The sequence below is a fragment of the Microcoleus sp. genome (assembly GCF_041354475.1).
Taxonomy (GTDB): domain Bacteria; phylum Cyanobacteriota; class Cyanobacteriia; order Cyanobacteriales; family Microcoleaceae; genus Microcoleus.
Window position 1 is genome coordinate 65,801 of record NZ_JBGJZU010000012.1, and the last position, 17,704, is coordinate 83,504.

Sequence of the window (17,704 nt, forward strand, 5' to 3'; positions counted from 1 at the left end):
GGAAGAACAGCATCTTCTTCTTTCCCCCCTTGGGGGGGGCAGGGGGGGTTCTTCCTTCGCGTCCTTTGCGCCTTCGCGGTTCATTTAATCTTAGCAGGACTTACGCAGACACACTATATGTAGTGTGCAGACAACTACGTTAGCGAAGCACTCGTTGCAGGACCGCACCCACTTGACTTAGAGGACGATCGACAGATCAAGGGCGATCGCCCCAATAGCTCCTACACAAGTAGTTACTTTTTTTTGTCAACTTTATTGTTAAGAAAGATGTTTATAAAGCATAGCCTTATGAAGGGGAGGGAGTAAGAAATTCACAAATGATTTAGGATTGCTATATTGCTCATTCTCTTGAAAATCTGGTTTTGGCATAGCCCTGACGGTAGAATATCAATTTCGGTTGCACCGTCAGGTGATGTTGACTGTTAATCTTCCACCTGATTCTGCAACCGCAAATGATATAGAATGGTGTATGGAATCCATCGCACGTTGATGAAAAAAATCCTCTGGTTATTTACTTTATATCTCACTCCCGTCCTTTTATTAATCGGATTTGTTGCGAATTTTAGCGTTAACGTTCCCATTGATGACGAGTGGAGGTTGGCTAGTTTTTTTGGAAAAATAGCTGGGGGAAATGTAACTTTTAACGATGTTTGGGCTTTGCACAGCAATCACCGGATAGTGTTCCCCAAAATCATGATGGCTATGCTGGCTTTTTTGTCCCGATGGAATATTAATTATCCGCTGTGTCTCAGTATTGGTTTGGCTATCCTCACTTTTATGGCTATTTACAAGTTATCCGCCATGCAGCTTCAGAATAGCGGCGATAATTTGTGGCATTTAGCTAATATCTTAACTTGTATTTTGCTATGTTCCCTGGTTCAGCATGAAAACTGGCTGTGGGGATTTCAACTCGCTTGGTTTTTAGTCAATTTTTGTTTCGTCGCTGCGGTTTATTGTCTGATTTTACCCAAAAAAATATCGGCTAGTATTCAAATATCCCTTGCTGCTTTATTCTGCTTTGTTGCTAGTTTTTCTATGGCTCAAGGTTTGCTTTCTTGGTTGGCTGCAATTCCGGCTGTGGTGGCTTTAGAAGGAAATGTGGCACAGAAAAGAAAAAGACTTATTGTCTGGATGTTGCTGTTTGTGGCAACTTGTGGTATTTACTCAATTGATTATCATCCTAGTCGGAAAACAAATATTTTTGCGTTACTGCATCAGCCCCTTGTGGTAATTGATTATTTTTTGAGTTTGTTGGGTTCGCCAATTGTTCGTTTGTCTGGTATTTCCGCATTTGTGGGATTGATAATACTGGCAAGCTTCTTATTTTTGGGATGCCATTTTGCCAAAAATATGAGGGAGCATCGTGACGCAGTACCTTGGTTGTCCCTAGGTTTGTTTTCGGTTATTTCGGCTCTGTTTATTACGGTGGGTAGGGCGCAATTTGGGGCAGTTCAGGCGCTGGAATCGTCGCGATATACGACGAATTCGATTTTGTTGCTAGTTGCTTTGGTTCAGCTTGGGCAATTGTTTGTGCGAGGTAGTATTGCTAGTTTAAATCGCCGATATACACTTGTTTACCGGATTTTAGCTGGGTTGTTAATTGGGATAATTATTGTTAATTCGGGACAGGCTGTAGCCCAATCTCAAGCTGCACTTGCTTACAAACAAGGTGGTAAAGATTGTTTGGAGTTGATTAATTATCTCGAACCGTCTAAATTTTTCCAAGATTCACCGGAAAGTTGTTTGAGGGTGCTGAGCAAAAAAACTTGGTTGGTCAGAGAAGGGGCGTTAGTTCTTGATAAAATAGGTTGGCGAAAGTCTGCTAAAAATGTAGAATTTGTTGCTAATCCTGAGAAAGTTTACGGCTATTTTGACCAACAGCAAATTGGCGATAAATCCTTGACAATCAACAAAAATACTGCTATGAAAGCTACGGGATGGGCTGTGTTACCAGAAGATTTGCCACAGCCTAATATTATCCTGTTATCGGTCGGGGATAAACAGTCTTTTTTTGCTAATGCTTATGTCAACTTAAACAGTCCCGACATTGCTCAGACTTTGAAGTCTCAGGTTTACAGGAATGCTAGATGGGCGGTTGAGTTGTCGGGTGATAATTTGCCGATCGCCCAAACGGAAATTAAAGCTTGGGTGTATAATCCTGTGGACAACCAATTTGTCAAGTTGCGCGGTGGCGCTAGGGTAACAGTGGAGGATGAGGAGTGAAAATTTCAGTGATTATACCAGCTCACAACGAGGAGGGCTGTTTAGAAGCTACTGTGCGGGCGATCGCCCATACGCTCGATTTAGAAGCCATTGAGCACGAAATTCTGATTGTGAATGACAATAGTGTCGATCGCACCCTGAATATTTGCCAAGAATTATCAGAGACTTTTCCCACAGTTAGATACATCAACAATCAACCACCCAACGGTTTCGGATTTGCTGTGCGCCGGGGATTGGCGGAATTTGAGGGCGATGCTGTCGCCATTGTGATGGCGGATGCTTCCGACGATCCCAGGGATTTGGTAGCAGGATATCGCCAATTACAAGCAGGATATGACTGCGTTTTTGGTTCCCGATTCATCAAAGGCGGCTTTGTGGTAGACTATCCAATTCACAAACTAGCCATTAACCGCTTAGCAAATTGGTTTGTCAAAACTATTTTCGGCTTACGCTACAACGATGTCACCAATGCTTTTAAGATTTACCGCAAAGAAGTGATTGAGGGAGTACAGCCGATTTTGAGCCATCACTTCAATTTAACTGTAGAACTTCCCCTCAAAGCAATTGTCAGGGGTTTTTCCTATGATGTAATTCCTCTAAGATGGTACAATCGGACTGCCGGTATTTCCAAGCTGAAAATCAAAGAGATGGGCAGTCGGTATTTATTTATTGTACTCTATGTCTGGCTAGAAAAACATCTTTCTCGTGGTGACTATCACCGTAGTGAATTAAGGACTAAAGTCCTGACTACAAACGAAATTTTGTAAAGCGCATGGTTGAAAGAATAAGGACTAAAGCATTAGTGTCAACTTAAGACTGAAACCCATAATAAATGTCGCTTTTAGGCCAAGTCTAGATCCCCCTAAATCCCCCTTAATAAGGGGGACTTTGAGTAAATCCCCCTTAATAAGGGGGACTTTGAGTAGACTCTTGTCCCACCCCCTACTCACACCCTACTCCCTTACTAAAGGGGGATCGAGGCCTCATCGTCAGACAGCAGACTGCTATACTACGTTTGACGTTAAGTTGACACCAATGGGACTAAAGTCTTGACTACGAAGGAAATTTTGTAAAGCGAATGTTTGAAAGAGTTTTGATTGTTGGAGGTGCTGGTTTCATCGGCAGTTGCTTGGCGATTGGCCTCAAGAAACTGCACCCGGAATGGCAGATAATTTGTTTAGATAACCTGCGCCGCCGAGGCTCAGAATTGAATCTGCCCCGGCTTAAAAGTTGCGGGATTCAGTTTGTTTACGGGGATATTCGCACAGCGGCAGATTTAGATCCGGTGGCGCTGAATGTAGACTGCATTATCGATTGTGCTGCGGAACCTTCGGTGCTGGCGGGTTTTAGTTCACCTCAGTATGTTTTGCAGACGAATTTACTGGGTACTGTGAATGTTTTGGAGTTGGCGAGACAAACGGGTGCGAGTTTATTGTTTTTGTCTACGAGTCGAGTTTACCCGATCGCCACTGTCAAGTCTATCAAATTATTGGAGTCGGAGTCAAGATTTGCGATCGCCCCAAATCAAACCATACCTGGAATATCCGAATTAGGCATTTCTGAAGACTTCCCTCTCAAAGGAAATCGCTCCCTTTACGGAGCAACTAAATTAGCCTCAGAATTGCTGATTGAAGAATACAGAGCAGCTTACAATGTACCAGCAATTATTAACCGCTGCGGGTTAATTACCGGTGCTTGGCAAATGGGCAAAGTAGATCAGGGAGTGTGCGGTTTGTGGGTAGCTGCCCACTATTTTCAAAAGTCACTTAATTATATCGGTTTCGGCGGCAGTGGCAAACAAGTTAGGGATTTACTACACGTTGAAGACTTGTTGCGGTTAGTTAATTATCAGTTAGAAAATTTTGCTGAATTTGACGGTGAAGTGTTTAATGTCGGAGGTGGTTGCCGCCACAGTCTTTCTTTAATTGAAACAACAGATTTGTGCCAAAAAATTACGGGGAAATCCATTCCCATTCATCCTGTTTTGGAGGAAAGAGCGGGGGATATTCCGATTTTTATTACTGATTCTTCTAGGGTGATGGAACGCACTGGATGGCAACCTAGGATTAGTCCGGAAGCTGCTTTGCAAGATATTTATGAATGGATTGTTGCTAATGAAATTGTGTTGAGTTCGATTTTGTAGGGGATTTTTTGACCGCAGATTATCTCGTTATATTGTTGACGGTTGTATTGGAATGATTTAACCACAGAGAACACAGAGGACACAGAGGGAGAGAATAGAGGTCTGAATAATTCAGATGCTACGGGATTTGATATGATTTAACCGCGAAGGCGCTAAGGACGCGAAGGAAGAGAAGAGAGAGTTTCATAATTCCCCGGAAGAGAGGATTTTATATTACCCGCGATACTGAATGCGATAAATCCGGTTATTTGCCTCCTCAGTAAACAGCAAACTCCCATCAGGCAATACTAGCAAACCAACGGGGCGTCCCCAGGTTTTCGGTACCGATGGCTCGGTGAGAAAACCAGTCAGAAAATCTTCATAATAACCTTCGGGGCGGAAATTCGCATTGAAAGGTACAAACACGATTTTGTAACCCGTTCCAGCGTTGCGGTTCCAACTGCCACGAAATGCGACAAATGCTCCATTCCGGTACTTTTTGGGAAAGGTTTTGCCGTCATAAAATTGCAGTCCTAAAGCTGCTGAATGTGCTTGAAACAGTACATCTGGTGTCAGTGTTTTCGCCACTAAATCTGGCCGCTCGCTGCTGCCATTTTTGACGTGGCGCGGGTCTAGCAGATTCGGCTTAAAATAAGCAAAGGGCCAGCCGTAGAACTGGTCTTGACGAATTCTGGTCAAGTAATCTGGCACCAAATCATCTCCCAAACCGTCACGTTCGTTGACTGTGGCGTAAAGTTGCCCGCTGGAAGGGTGAAAATCTAATCCTACGGGATTGCGTAAGCCAGAAGCAAAAGTTTGCTGATTTTTTCCATCCAAATTCATCACCTGTACAGATGCCCTTGGTAGTGGTTCAGTATCGGCATTAGACTGGGAACCAACTGATACATAAAGTTTCTTACCATCCGGCGACATCACAACATTCCGCGTCCAATGTTGGTTGTAGCCACCACCAGGTAAATCGGCTATTTTTTGACCTGTTCCCGTGAGTTTTTGTTGTCCGGTTGTGTAAGGAAATCTGCGAACTTCTGCCGTATTTCCTAGGAAGAAATAGCCTTGACCAAAGGCCATCCCAAAGGGAATGTTTAGCCCATTTTCTGCCTTAGCAAAAGTCTGCTTAACTTCCGCAACTCCGTCGCCATTGGTATCCCGGAGCAGGGTAATCCGATTCTGTCGCGTTTCGGTGACTAAAACATCGCCTGTGGGTGTCAAGGCTAGCCATCGGGGAGCATCCAGGTTTTCTGCAAAAACGTTGACGACAAAGCCCGCAGGGACTCGCAGCACTGGCGATGGGGGTGGGGGTATGACTTGAGGGGGTTTGGAGGCGCTGTCGGTAGCAAAAGGCTGAGGTAAGTTCCCAGGGCTGATGCGGATTGGTTGTGGTGATAGCGCCTTGGTGGGTATGCTCTGACTCGTTGCAGAATTGGTGTTTGCTTGGGAGGGAATTTGGGACAGGGGGCTGGTGGCCAAAATCCTAGGAGCTTGAGCATCTGTAGCTGGTGAACACGCCACCACCGGGAGCAGTAAAATTAACAGTAAGAAACGCAGATTATACATAGCAGCAATTTCTCAATCAATGCTCGAAAATCCTATTATCACTGAAGAACGAGACGCAAACCCCTGCCTTTAGACATGGGCTTGAGCTGGTGATGGTTTTCAGATAAAATCCTCTCTTCATCGTGCTGTATTAAACTCTCTCTTCTCTTCCTTCGCGTCCTTCGCGCCTTCGCGGTTAAATCATTCCGATACAACCGGAATTGATATCACACTAATGCTCGAAAATCCTATTATCACTGAAGAACCCCAGGCAAACCCCTGCCTTTAGACATGGGCTTGAGCTTCATCGTCCTGCATTAAACTCTCTCTTCTCTTCCTTCGCGTCCTTAGCGCCTTCGCGGTTACATCATTCCCATACAACCGGAATTGATATCACACTTCGGCTTCCCTAGAAGCCAGATGGCAATTCCTAGGAAAAAGCGAAGCCACCGTTTAGGGCGGTGGCTTAATTCTGTCTACAAAGGTAAGTCTACCAAAGTCCTCTCACGGGACGTGGGGCTGGACGGGGAGCTGGCGGGGGTACTGGACGGGGAGGAGTTGGGGGTTGGACGCGGGGAGCGGGACGAGCTGGTTGAATGGGGGCTGGTTCTGGAGCCGGTGGCGCTTCTACGCGGGGAGTGGTGGTGGTAGCAACTGGTGAAGCTATCACTTTATACTTGGAGAGGACCATGATATTTTCTACCTGAGAGCCTCGGAACATGGCTTTGACTTTCATTCCTGGTACGAGGCCGGTAATTTTCAGGACGCATTTTTGAATCCTCAGAGTCCTGTATCGCTCATTTTCCGGGCGAATGGTGATGATGTCGCCGACAATACTTTTGACAATACCTGTGATGCTTTCTGTGTTGGCTGTTCTGGTGCTCTGGGTTTGCGCGATGAGAGTTGCAGGGTTAGCCATCGCTGGATGCACTGATAATGCAGAAACTACCACCGACAGGGTGGCACTGGTCAATAATTTGATGTTCTGAAGACGCATTGAAACCTCACATTAATTGCTATTGGGGGTTGGGGTTGCTTTCGCTGTGCGAAAGTCCCCACCTTTAGACCTAATCCAGTTTAATCCCCCCAGTAGTAAATTTTTGAGAATTTCAAAAAAGATTATAATCGAGCTGGTTGGGCATAATTTGAGATCTAAAGTTCGTGGACACTGCTGATGAGGAGTTTAGCGAAAAACAACATGGTGAACAGCAAATCTTTGTTGAGTAAGTTAATTCTGTTGAGTTTGAGTGTGGTCGCGCTTTCTGTTGCAGAAGCTAGGGCTAATTTTAATCATAGTGCGATCGCCTCGGAGTCACCAACATCCCAGGTGAAATTGCCCAATATCGCAATACCAGAATTACCGGCATTGCCAGAAGCATCTCGCTATATTCCCCAGGAACCAAAACCTCCGGTAACTCCCATTGAGGAAGTGCGCTTGGTGCTAAGATTGCGAGAACGCCGCGTCTATGTTTACCGAGAAAATAAGGTGCAAGCCAGCTTCCCCGTGGCTGTGGGAAAAGGTGGCTGGGAAACTCCTACGGGCAATTTTAAAGTTTTGCAAATGATCAAAGATCCTGTTTGGGAGCATCCTTGGACTGGGGAACTTGTTCCTGCGGGGGCGGACAATCCTTTGGGGAGTAGGTGGATTGGGTTTTGGACTGATGGTAAGAATGTGATTGGTTTTCATGGTACTCCTAATCCAGAGTCGATCGGGCGGGCGGCTTCTCATGGTTGTGTGAGAATGTTTGATAAAGACGCCCAGGCTTTATTTGAGAAGGTAGAAGTGGGAACGTCGGTGATTGTTGAGCATTAGGTATCTCTAAAAAAGCCTGTCTTGAACCGGCAGGATTTTTTAGAGATATTTAATTTACGATCGCATCGCCTGTTTTTGCTCAGCCTTCAAATCCCGATTACTAGCAGCAGCCAACTCCGCATCCAACAGCGTCTTACCAGTCGCCGCCAAATACACATCATCCAAACTCGGCCGAGATTGAGCAATCCCAAAAATAGGCAATCCCAGATCTTTCAAAGCTTGCTGAATTGTCACCAGCGCCTCGCTGTGGGGTGTTACTACTAAATTCAGAGAATTTCCTTGAGCCTGGTTGACAATTACTTCTTGCACAAAAGGCAAAGATGCCATCACAGTTTTGGCTGTTTCGGCTTCTTCGATGGGCGAAAACTCCCGAATTCGCAAAGTCACCCGATCGCCCCCAACCCGATTTTTCAACTCCAGAGGTGTCCCCTCAGCAATCACCGTCCCTTTGTCAATAATCGCCACGCGATCGGCCAAAGCATCCACTTCTTCCAGATAGTGACTCGTAATCAAAACCGTCGTACCCTCATCCCGCAAGCGACGCAGGAAATCCCACACCACCACCCGACTTTCAATATCGAGCCCCACAGTCGGTTCGTCCAACACCAAAACATCCGGCTGGTGTAGCAATCCAGCAGCCAAATCCAAACGCTTGCGAATCCCGCCGGAATAAGTACCCGTCTTTTTATTTTCCCACTCCTCCAAACCGAGGAGTTTGACCATTTTATCAATCCGCCCTTTAATGGTATGGCGGGGCAAATGATAAAGCGCTGCTTGCAATTGCAGGAGTTCCCTGCCCGTCAACACCTTATCCAGAGCCACTTCTTGAGCCACATAGCCCAGTCTCTGTCTAGCAATTCTCGGCTGACTGACAGCAGAAATACCAGACACCTCAATACGTCCGCTATCTGGCGCTGTCAAAGTACAAAGTACGCGCAGGGTGGTGGTTTTGCCAGCACCGTTGGGGCCTAGCAAACCAAATATTTCCCCCTGTTCTACCTTGAAGGAAACATCTTTAACGGCTTCTACATTGCCGTAGCGTTTCTGAAGATTTTCAATTAAAACGGCGGGAGCCATATATTTTGGGGATTAGATTAACTTCTTTTTAATATTTTGACACTTCCGCGCTCAAATTGCCCGAATGTTTGGCTCTGGAACCATTGAAAAATTTTAGTTTAATTTTTACCAAGGCTGTTTTCGCTCCTGGTTATATTAGCACAATAGCCTTCTCTTGACAACTTGGTAAAATTTTATTTTTTTAATTTAAGCTTATTTTTTTAATGAATCTTCGTCCTATTAATTTTTCAATTCTAGTAGAAGTAAATATGCACCCACTACCTGTTATTTCAAAAGAATCTCTATCTTAAGGCTGATGTCATCGATGGCGATTCTCCTCCATAACCACCTATCTCAAAAAGAGAAGTCAAAAAATTAACTTTTCCATAAAAAATAGATATCCCAAAAATTTCAGTCTACGCAGACTCTTAGGTCTAATTCTGCTAGAACAGTATGACCGTAGCGACTTAATCGATAATTTTCACCCAGCCGCGGCGCACATTGTAGAGAAGTCTGTTGATGATGGCATACTCATCATCGTTGAGCGTTCTTTCTAAAAGTACGGATCTCAGTTGTCTCCGCTCGTGGCGAGTAACGACGCTGGAGAACATCACTTGACCAAACAACTCTTCGAGTGTCATTTGAGATACTGTCATGGTATTAACCCTTTGAATTGATTTAAGCATGGAAAGATTCCCCATACTCAGTTTAATTCTATTATGGTCTGTTTGACTGGAGATTTAGGTGATCCTAAACATTGACAAAGTGTGATTTTTGCGCTAATAATCTGTGACCGATACATGGGCACCAAGTGACTTGAATCTTGCAATTAGGTGATGGTGGTCACTGTTTGCCCACAACAGGGAACAGGGAAGAGGAGAATGGGAGCGATCGCACCTCTCAACTTTCTTCCTTAGCAGTTCTTGCCCCTGACAAATTCGCCCTATCGTCAGTCTCTAAGGCTTGCTCAACCTCATGTTCCAGACATCGGATTTTCCGGCTAATGAAGACATCGCTCCATGGTAGCAACTACCGACTCAGCCAAATCCTTCAGGGCGTAACCTCCTTCCAAACCAAAGAGGATACGTCTGGTCAGTTGCAGACAATATCCCGTGAAAGTCGCATAGTCTGAGGGTGTCAGGTTCATACTTGCCAAGGGATCGGCCGCAGTCGCGTCGTAGCCAGCGCTGACAATCAACAAATCCGGCTCAAATTTTGACAAAAACGGTATAACTTGAGATTCAAAAGCCGCAAGGTATTCCCCCATGCCGCCACCGGGATACAGGGGAATATTCAGTACGTTGTCGTAGCCCCCGCGCTCATCGGCTTCTCCGGTTCCCGGATAGCATGGAGATTGATGGAGGGAACAGTAGGCAATTTGTCGGCAGTTTTCCACCAAAGATTGAGTGCCGTTACCGTGGTGTACGTCCCAGTCGAGGATGGCGACGCGGTTAATTCCCTCCTGTTTGAGGGCGTAATTCGCGGCGATCGCAGCATTGGAAAACAAGCAAAATCCCATCGCCCGGTCTCTCTCAGCATGGTGTCCAGGTGGCCTGGCCAGGACAAAAGTCGGTTCGCCCCCAGCCCACACTCGATCGACCCCATCCAGCCAAGCACTCACAGCCAGCATCGCCACATCGTAACTTTCCGCAGAAATCGGCGTATCTCCATCGAGGTAGCCACCTCCACGATGAGCCAGATGTTCCACTTCCCTGATGTATCCTAGGGCGTGAACTTTTCTGATCTCCGATAACAATTTCTGCTCGTGGTCGGAGACTGGCGTGGGCAGTTGCCATTCAATTTGAGCCGCCCAGGGAGCAGCTTTCAGAGCATTGACGATCGCCGTTAAACGTTCTGGTCGCTCTGGGTGAAGCATTCCAGTCTTGTGCAGTAAAAAATCGTCGGAATAGATGACGGGTAGCATCAGCAGATTTTAGGTTTTAGATTTGAGATTTCAGATTTTAGACTATTTTTTCGTGTTCACAAAGCAGCCAGTTTTATTAAACAACAATCCTCTTAATTTTTCTGGCTATTTTCCCATATTCTCTAAGGCTAATTGTGATATAATTTCAATAGTAATTTGCACTATTTGGCAACTCTACTGAATCCAAACCGATTTTATCGCATTTTTTGGATTTCTAGCGGTCAAATTAAAATTTTTAACGGAGTTTTTTAACCTATGAGCACCTCTGAGTCGCGGATAATCCCGACGGATCTGGGTAATGAGATGTCCCGATCGTACTTGGAATACGCCATGAGCGTAATTGTCGGTCGGGCACTACCAGATGCTAGGGACGGTCTCAAGCCCGTTCACCGACGCATTCTCTACGCCATGAACGAATTGGGCTTGACACCCGATCGACCCTTCCGCAAATGCGCCCGTGTCGTGGGGGAGGTGCTGGGTAAGTATCACCCCCACGGAGACACCGCAGTTTATGACGCCTTGGTGCGGATGGCTCAAGATTTCTCCATGCGGGAACGCCTAATCAACGGTCACGGCAATTTCGGATCGGTAGACAACGACCCCGCCGCAGCCATGCGTTACACCGAGTGTCGCCTCACCGCGCTGACTCACGACGCCATGCTGCGCGATATTGACTGCGAAACAGTGGATTTCGGGGACAACTTCGACGGTTCCCAGCAAGAACCCCTGGTACTCCCAGCCAGGATTCCCCAAATTTTGCTCAACGGTTCATCGGGAATCGCTGTGGGAATGGCTACCAACATTCCGCCACACAATTTAGGCGAAATCATTGACGGTTTAGTAGCCCTGATTCACAATCCAGAAATTACCGACCTGGAATTGATGCAATACATCCCCGGCCCGGACTTTCCCACCGGAGGTCAAATTTTAGGGAAAGCCACCATTCGGGAAGCCTACACCACCGGCCGCGGTTCCATCACCATGCGGGGAGTCGCCAGCATTGAAACCATCGAACACGTCGGCCGCCCAGACAAAGAAGCAATTATTATCACCGAACTGCCTTACCAAACAAACAAGGCGGCCCTAATTGAAAAAATTGCCGAACTGGTAAACGACAAAAGATTAGAGGGAATTTCCGACATTCGCGACGAAAGCGACAGAGACGGAATGCGCGTTGTCATCGAACTCAAACGCGATGCCTATCCCCGCGTCGTCCTCAACAACCTCTACAAACAAACACCACTCCAATCCAATTTTGGAGCCAATATGTTAGCGCTAGTAAATGGGGAACCCCAACTACTTTCGCTCTCCCAATTCCTGAATGTCTTCCTAGACTTCCGCATTGAGACCATTACTCGTCGGACTCAATACGAACTCCGCAAAGCAGAAGAACGCGACCATCTACTGCAAGGCTTGTTAATTGCTCTCGACAACTTAGATGGCATTATTCAGCTAATTCGTCGCGCTCCTGACTCCGCAGCAGCGAAACAAGAATTGATTGATAACTACGGTCTTTCCGAGCAGCAATCAGACGCAATTTTGCAAATGCAACTGCGACGTTTGACAGCCTTAGAAGCGCAAAAAATTCAACAAGAACATGAAGAACTGCGGGCGAAAATTTCTGACTTGGAAGATATTCTAGCAAGACGGGAACGGATTCTAGAAATCGCCGAAGTCGAAGCAGTCGAAATCAAAACCAAAATAGCCACTCCACGGCGCACAGTCATCGAACACGCCGAAGGAGAAATCGATGAAAGAGATCTCATTGCTAACGAACAAGCAATCATTCTGATCACCGAACAAGGCTACATCAAACGGATGCCCGTCAGCACTTTCGAGGCCCAAAGTCGCGCTACTCGCGGCAAAGCAGGCACGAAAATGAAAGAAGATGACGGAGTAGAACATTTCCTTTCCTGTTGCGATCACGACAGCGTTTTGTTCTTCAGTGACAGAGGCGTAGTTTACTCTGTCAAAGCTTATCAAATCCCCGTCAGTTCTCGGACAGCGCGCGGAATGCCCGTGCTACAACTACTGCCGATTCCCATGGAAGAAAAAATCACTTCTATGGTGTCTGTAACAGAATTCAGCACCGAGGAATACTTGGTAATGCTAACTCGCAGTGGCTACATCAAAAAAACTGCGCTTTCCGCTTTTGCCAATATCCGAACAAACGGTTTAATCGCTATTTCTCTAGAAGAAGGCGACCAACTGCGGTGGGTACGGAGAGCAAAAGTTGGTGACAGCATTATCATCGGCACGCGGCAAGGCATGGCAATTCATTTCCGCACCAATCACGAACAGTTGCGACCTACTGGACGCGCTACTAGGGGTGTGAAATCAATGAAATTGCGATCGGGCGATGAGTTGATCAGCATGGACATTTTGCCAAGTTCAATTGTTGCCGAAATTGCGGAATTAGAAACCGAAGAATCAGAATTTGAGGGGGCAAATATTGCTCAATTAGACACTGAAGAATCGGAATTTGAAGAGGCGAATGTGGCGGAAGTGGAAGAGGAAGAGTTAGAACAGCAAACTGAGGAAACAGAAGGCGAAATCCTCGAAGAAATTCCCACAGATAACAGCATAGTTCCATCAGTGTTGGTAATTACTACCAATGGTTATGGGAAGCGGGTTCCTGTTTCTCAATTCCGCCTCCAAAGACGTGCTGGGAAAGGATTGACTGCTACTAAATTTAAGTCCAAAAAGGCTAAGGATCGGGTAGCGGCACTGCGAATTGTTAACGAAACCGATGAGTTGATGATTATTACTAACCGAGGAATTATCATCCGTCAGGCGGTGAGTGCAATTTCCACACAATCTCGAACCGCAACGGGAGTGCGGGTGCAGCGCTTGGATGACGATGATTCGATCGTCGCTGTGGCTTTAGTGCCGCCTGCGGGTGAAGGGTCGATCGAAGATTCGGAATCTGAGGAAGCGACAGAAGAGTAAAGGTTAATTGTTCTGAGGGTAACTGGTTCCCAGGAAGAGCCTGGGAACCAATGTCACTCTTGCTGTACCTCGATGGCGCTTGTTATATTGGAATGATTAAACCTTACTAGAACACAGAGGACACAGAGAAAGATAAGAGAGAAATAATAATTCCGATGTCAACGGATTTGATATTACAAGTCTTGAGTCACAACTCAAAGATTTTTTTCGCTGAGGTAATGATGAATCAACTACAAGCAAAATTTATAACTGATAGCTGGGTTACAGCGACTTGGGATGAATATATAGAAATCCTAAAGCAGCCGCAGTACAAACAAGTAAAATGTTATTACTACAATGGACAGTTGAAAATTGAAATGGCAGCAGTAGGGCCGGATCATGCTGATGACAATGGAATCATCGTCATCTTAATCAATCTATTTGGGATGGCTAAAGGTATAAAAATGAGACTACTGGTTAACTGTAGCTACCGCAAAACCGATGTCAGAGAAGCTCAACCAGACGCTTCTTACTACATCGGAGAACGGGTACAATCTACACCTCGCGGGAGTTCAGTCGTGAATTTGGATAGCGCAGTTGCACCAGATTTGGCGATCGAAATTGCGGATAGCTCTCTGCTGGACGACTTGGGAACCAAAAGAATGCTTTATGAAGAATTAGGAGTTTCTGAATATTGGGTTGTAGACGTACAAAAAGCCCAAATTATTGCTTTTAAAATAATTGCTAACCGGGGAAGCGCGCGCCTAACAGAATCAGAAGTTTTACCGGGGCTAAAATTTGCTTTAATGGAAGAAGGCTTGCGACGCAGCCGCCAGACAGATCATACAGAGGTAGGTAGCTGGTTTTTTGAAGAAGTTAGGCAATAAAAATATGAATAGGTTTGTAGTGAGGACTTCTGTCTTCTGCATTAGTTTCGCCCTGGCAACAATCGGAATATCACCAACAATGGCCACAGTTGTGGGCGAGTCTAGGATTGGTCAATACTTAGCACAAACCGCAGAAAATAGCAAGGTAAAACCCTTGACTGAATCAGAAATTTCTCAGCGCTTGCAAGCTTTGCCCAACTGGAAGAGAGAGGGTCAAACTATTAAATATACTCACGAATTTAAAAATTTTGTCCAGGCTGTTAGTTTTGTCAATTGCCTGATTTCACCCGCAGAAAAAGCCGCCCACCATCCAGATATTTTAATTAGCTATAACCGCGTTACAATTAGTCTTACAACTCACGATGCAGGAGGGTTGACACGACAAGACTTCGAGCTTGCTGAGACTATCTCTAAATTAGTCAGGGAGTGGATGCCGGGAAATGTTTGTTTAGTCGTAGAAGGTTCTGGATAATGAATTTACTGCACCAAACCGCAAAATCTCAAGTAAAAAAGCTGTTTTTAATTTTATCAATTTGTTTTTTATTCGGGAAAAATAGCGCTTTTGGACAATCTATTACTCCCGCCAATGACGGCACGGGTACTACCGTCAACACCAAAGGAAATCGCATCGATATCGGCGGTGGTAAATTGTCTGGAGATGGGGCTAATCTTTTCCACAGTTTTCAGCAATTTGGATTGACGGAAACTCAAACTGCTAATTTTTTATCTAATCCAGCTATTCAAAATATTTTAGCGCGAATAGTCGGGGGAGATGCTTCAGTCATTAATGGTTTGATTCAAGTAACGGGGGGGAATTCCAATTTATTTTTGATGAATCCTGCGGGGATTGTTTTTGGTGCTAATGCTCAGCTCAACGTGCCTGCATCCTTTACTGCTACTACAGCTAATAGCATTGGTTTTGGGGAAAATGCGTTTAGGGCGATCGGCTCTAATAATTATGCTAATTTGGTAGGAACTCCCAGCAATTTTATTTTTTCAGCAATCGAACCTGCAAATATTGTTAATCGTGGAAATTTGACGGTGAATCCGGGGGAAAGTTTAACTTTGCTGGGTGGCAATGTCATTAATACAGGTGAATTGTCGGCATCAGGAGGTAAAATTAACATTGTTTCAGTACCGAATGAGAGTGTGGTTCGGATCGCTCAAACGGGACATTTACTGAGTTTAGAAGTAAGTATAGATGGGTTGAATCCCGATACTAATCGGGCAAAAGATGATAACAACGTAAAGTCGGTGGCAAGTCTGCCTGAATTGCTGACAGGTAGAAGTGAAAAAACTCATGCTACAGGGGTTAATGTCAATAGCGACGGCACTGTAGAGTTGACGGATGCTAATATCAGAAATATTCCGGCAATGGGTTTGCCACAAAATAACCTAGAGGCACTTAAAATACCTATAATATTGCCGAATATTGGGAATTTAAATGGGTTGCCCAATGATACTAAGGTGAGTATAATGCCTGTGGGGGGCGATCGCATTTTGGTCAATCCCAATATTAATGTTTCTGGAAATTCCCTACCTCCAAGTTTGGGTGGTGCTAGTACCATCCTGAAAGTGGACAACTTGCCGCCACAGGGAGCACCTCCCCAAGTTGCTTTGTTTAATGATATTAGTCGTAATTCTAATATTAATAGACCGATTAATCTTAACAGTCCACCACCGCCACCACCTAATAATATACAGTTATTTGCTAGTCCCGGAATTGGGGGTAGTCCGCCGCTACCAAAACCAGGAAATAACACTATGCCACCTCCCGGAGTGAAGGGTAATATTCCGGGTGGCAAAATGGAAATTCCCATCAGAGGGGCAAATCCTCCGGGGAATCTTGCTGCTATTTCTAACATCAATTACTTATTGTCTATCGAGCAAAATCGTGCCGATCGATATGTCGCTTATTTTGGCGATAGTCTGAATAATCAATCAATGGGGGCCGAAAATCTGCGGGAAAGCTTGGGGAAAATTGCCTCTCAAACCGGAAAGCAATCGGCAATTATTTATGTTAACTTATTTGCCGATCGCTTAGAATTGCTCCTATTCATGCCCGATGGTTCGGCACTGCGAAAAACTGTCCCTGAAGCCGATCGCCAAACCATGCTAACATTAGCCAAAGAATTCAGACAAGAAATATCCAATCCTCAGAAGCGAAACACCACCAGCTACAAAAAGTCGGCTCGGAAAATTTACGATTGGCTAATTGCACCTTTAGAAACTGATTTGCAAACTCAAGGCATCAATACGCTGCTGTTTTCGCTGGATACAGGTTTGCGAAGTCTTCCTTTGGCTGCTCTTTACGACGGAAAACAGTTCTTAGTCGAAAAATATTCCCTCAGTCAGATTCCCACACTTTCCCTCACGGATACTCGCTATCAATCGCTGAAAAATGCCTCGGTTTTGGCTATGGGAGCCGCTCAATTTACTAAGCTATCTCCCCTGCCAGCAGTCCCTGTGGAATTAGCGAATATTGCAGATTTGTGGCCTGGCAAATCTTTTTTAAACGAGCAATTTACCCTAAAAAATTTGCAATCCCAACGCAATCAAAAGCCTTATCAAATTATTCATTTAGCGACTCACGGCGAATTTCAACCAGGTGCAGCCAGCGATTCTTTTATTCAACTTTGGGACTCGAAGTTGCAATTAAATCAACTGCGGCAGTTAGGATGGAATAATCCGCCAGTCGAGTTATTGGTGCTTTCTGCTTGTCGCACCGCCTTGGGAGATGAACAAACGGAATTGGGTTTTGCGGGTTTGGCATTTCAAGCGGGAGTTAAGTCAGCTTTGGCAAGTTTGTGGTATGTTTCAGATGAAGGTACTTTGGCTTTGATGAGTGAGTTTTATCAGCAATTGAAAACAGCTCCAATTAAAGCAGAAGCCCTCAGACAAGCACAGATTGCGATGCTGAGGGGTGATGTCCGTATTGAGCAGGGGGTATTGCGGGGATTGTCTGCTGTGTCGTTGGCTCAGGGAACGAGGGCTGGTACGTCGCTGCCTGCGGAATTGGCAAATATGGGCGATCGCAATCTGGCTCATCCCTATTATTGGGCGGCTTTCACAATGATTGGTAGTCCTTGGTAAATGTTATTGGTTATTGGTTATTGGTTATAAATATTCTTCCTTCTTCCTTCTTCCTTCCCCCCTTGGGGGAGGCAGGGGCAGGGGGGTTCTTCTTCCTTCTTCCT

Annotated in this window: 13 protein-coding genes; 8 read left to right on the top strand and 5 right to left on the bottom strand. The window is 45.4% G+C overall.

Annotated features, from left to right (window positions below; translation table 11 throughout):
- Nucleotides 1–462: 462 nt before the first annotated feature.
- From ACBR23_RS07025 to ACBR23_RS07035, 3 genes are all read left to right on the top strand, one after another.
- Nucleotides 463–2,223, top strand: coding sequence for a hypothetical protein (locus tag ACBR23_RS07025; RefSeq protein ID WP_371116806.1), 1,761 nt, complete (start codon nucleotides 463–465; stop codon nucleotides 2,221–2,223).
- Nucleotides 2,220–2,990: a glycosyltransferase family 2 protein gene (locus ACBR23_RS07030; protein ID WP_340518983.1), complete on the top strand. Its 771-nt coding sequence runs from the start codon at nucleotides 2,220–2,222 to the stop codon at nucleotides 2,988–2,990. Before ACBR23_RS07025 ends, ACBR23_RS07030 begins: the two co-directional genes overlap by 4 nt.
- Before the next feature lie 311 nt (nucleotides 2,991–3,301).
- A complete protein-coding gene (locus ACBR23_RS07035) occupies nucleotides 3,302–4,366 on the top strand; it encodes an NAD-dependent epimerase/dehydratase family protein (protein ID WP_371116807.1) in 1,065 nt (354 codons plus the stop codon).
- A 213-nt stretch (nucleotides 4,367–4,579) separates the two neighbouring features.
- Here ACBR23_RS07035 and ACBR23_RS07040 read toward each other — a convergent pair whose 3' ends face one another.
- Both ACBR23_RS07040 and ACBR23_RS07045 read right to left on the bottom strand, forming a co-directional pair.
- The gene (locus tag ACBR23_RS07040) at nucleotides 4,580–5,920 is read right to left on the bottom strand and encodes a sorbosone dehydrogenase family protein (RefSeq protein WP_371116808.1); all 1,341 of its coding nucleotides are present in this window, start codon (nucleotides 5,918–5,920) and stop codon (nucleotides 4,580–4,582) included.
- A gap of 469 nt (nucleotides 5,921–6,389) precedes the next feature.
- Nucleotides 6,390–6,896: an autotransporter gene (locus ACBR23_RS07045; protein ID WP_371116809.1), complete on the bottom strand. Its 507-nt coding sequence runs from the start codon at nucleotides 6,894–6,896 to the stop codon at nucleotides 6,390–6,392.
- Between the two features lie 201 nt (nucleotides 6,897–7,097).
- Here ACBR23_RS07045 and ACBR23_RS07050 point away from each other — a divergent pair, with 201 nt between their 5' ends.
- Nucleotides 7,098–7,712 carry a L,D-transpeptidase gene (locus tag ACBR23_RS07050; RefSeq protein ID WP_341736926.1) on the top strand — a complete coding sequence of 205 codons (615 nt, stop codon included), beginning with the start codon at nucleotides 7,098–7,100 and terminating at the stop codon, nucleotides 7,710–7,712.
- Nucleotides 7,713–7,766: 54 nt separating this feature from the next.
- On the opposite strand, the gene ACBR23_RS07055 is transcribed toward ACBR23_RS07050, so the two are convergent.
- The 3 genes from ACBR23_RS07055 to ACBR23_RS07065 all read right to left on the bottom strand — a co-directional run bounded on the left by ACBR23_RS07055 (nucleotide 7,767) and on the right by ACBR23_RS07065 (nucleotide 10,692).
- A complete protein-coding gene (locus tag ACBR23_RS07055) occupies nucleotides 7,767–8,789 on the bottom strand; it encodes an ATP-binding cassette domain-containing protein (RefSeq protein ID WP_371116810.1) in 1,023 nt (340 codons plus the stop codon).
- A gap of 446 nt (nucleotides 8,790–9,235) precedes the next feature.
- Entirely contained in the window at nucleotides 9,236–9,424 is a 189-nt protein-coding gene (locus ACBR23_RS07060; RefSeq protein WP_340518989.1) for a hypothetical protein, read from the bottom strand.
- Nucleotides 9,425–9,768: 344 nt separating this feature from the next.
- Nucleotides 9,769–10,692, bottom strand: a complete 924-nt coding sequence (locus ACBR23_RS07065) for a histone deacetylase (RefSeq protein ID WP_371119228.1) — start codon at nucleotides 10,690–10,692, stop codon at nucleotides 9,769–9,771.
- A gap of 255 nt (nucleotides 10,693–10,947) precedes the next feature.
- On the opposite strand from ACBR23_RS07065, the gene gyrA reads away from it, so the two are divergent.
- From gyrA to ACBR23_RS07085, 4 genes are all read left to right on the top strand, one after another.
- Nucleotides 10,948–13,641 (top strand): DNA gyrase subunit A, encoded by a 2,694-nt coding sequence (gyrA, locus tag ACBR23_RS07070; protein WP_371119229.1) that lies wholly within the window; start codon nucleotides 10,948–10,950, stop codon nucleotides 13,639–13,641.
- Nucleotides 13,642–13,859: 218 nt separating this feature from the next.
- The gene (locus ACBR23_RS07075) at nucleotides 13,860–14,507 is read left to right on the top strand and encodes a Uma2 family endonuclease (protein WP_371119230.1); all 648 of its coding nucleotides are present in this window, start codon (nucleotides 13,860–13,862) and stop codon (nucleotides 14,505–14,507) included.
- 154 nt (nucleotides 14,508–14,661) lie between these two features.
- Entirely contained in the window at nucleotides 14,662–14,979 is a 318-nt protein-coding gene (locus ACBR23_RS07080) for a 4a-hydroxytetrahydrobiopterin dehydratase (RefSeq protein ID WP_371116835.1), read from the top strand.
- Nucleotides 14,979–17,600, top strand: a complete 2,622-nt coding sequence (locus tag ACBR23_RS07085) for a CHAT domain-containing protein (RefSeq protein WP_371119231.1) — start codon at nucleotides 14,979–14,981, stop codon at nucleotides 17,598–17,600. The genes ACBR23_RS07080 and ACBR23_RS07085 overlap by 1 nt, the downstream gene beginning before the upstream one ends.
- The last annotated feature ends 104 nt before the right edge of the window (nucleotides 17,601–17,704 follow it).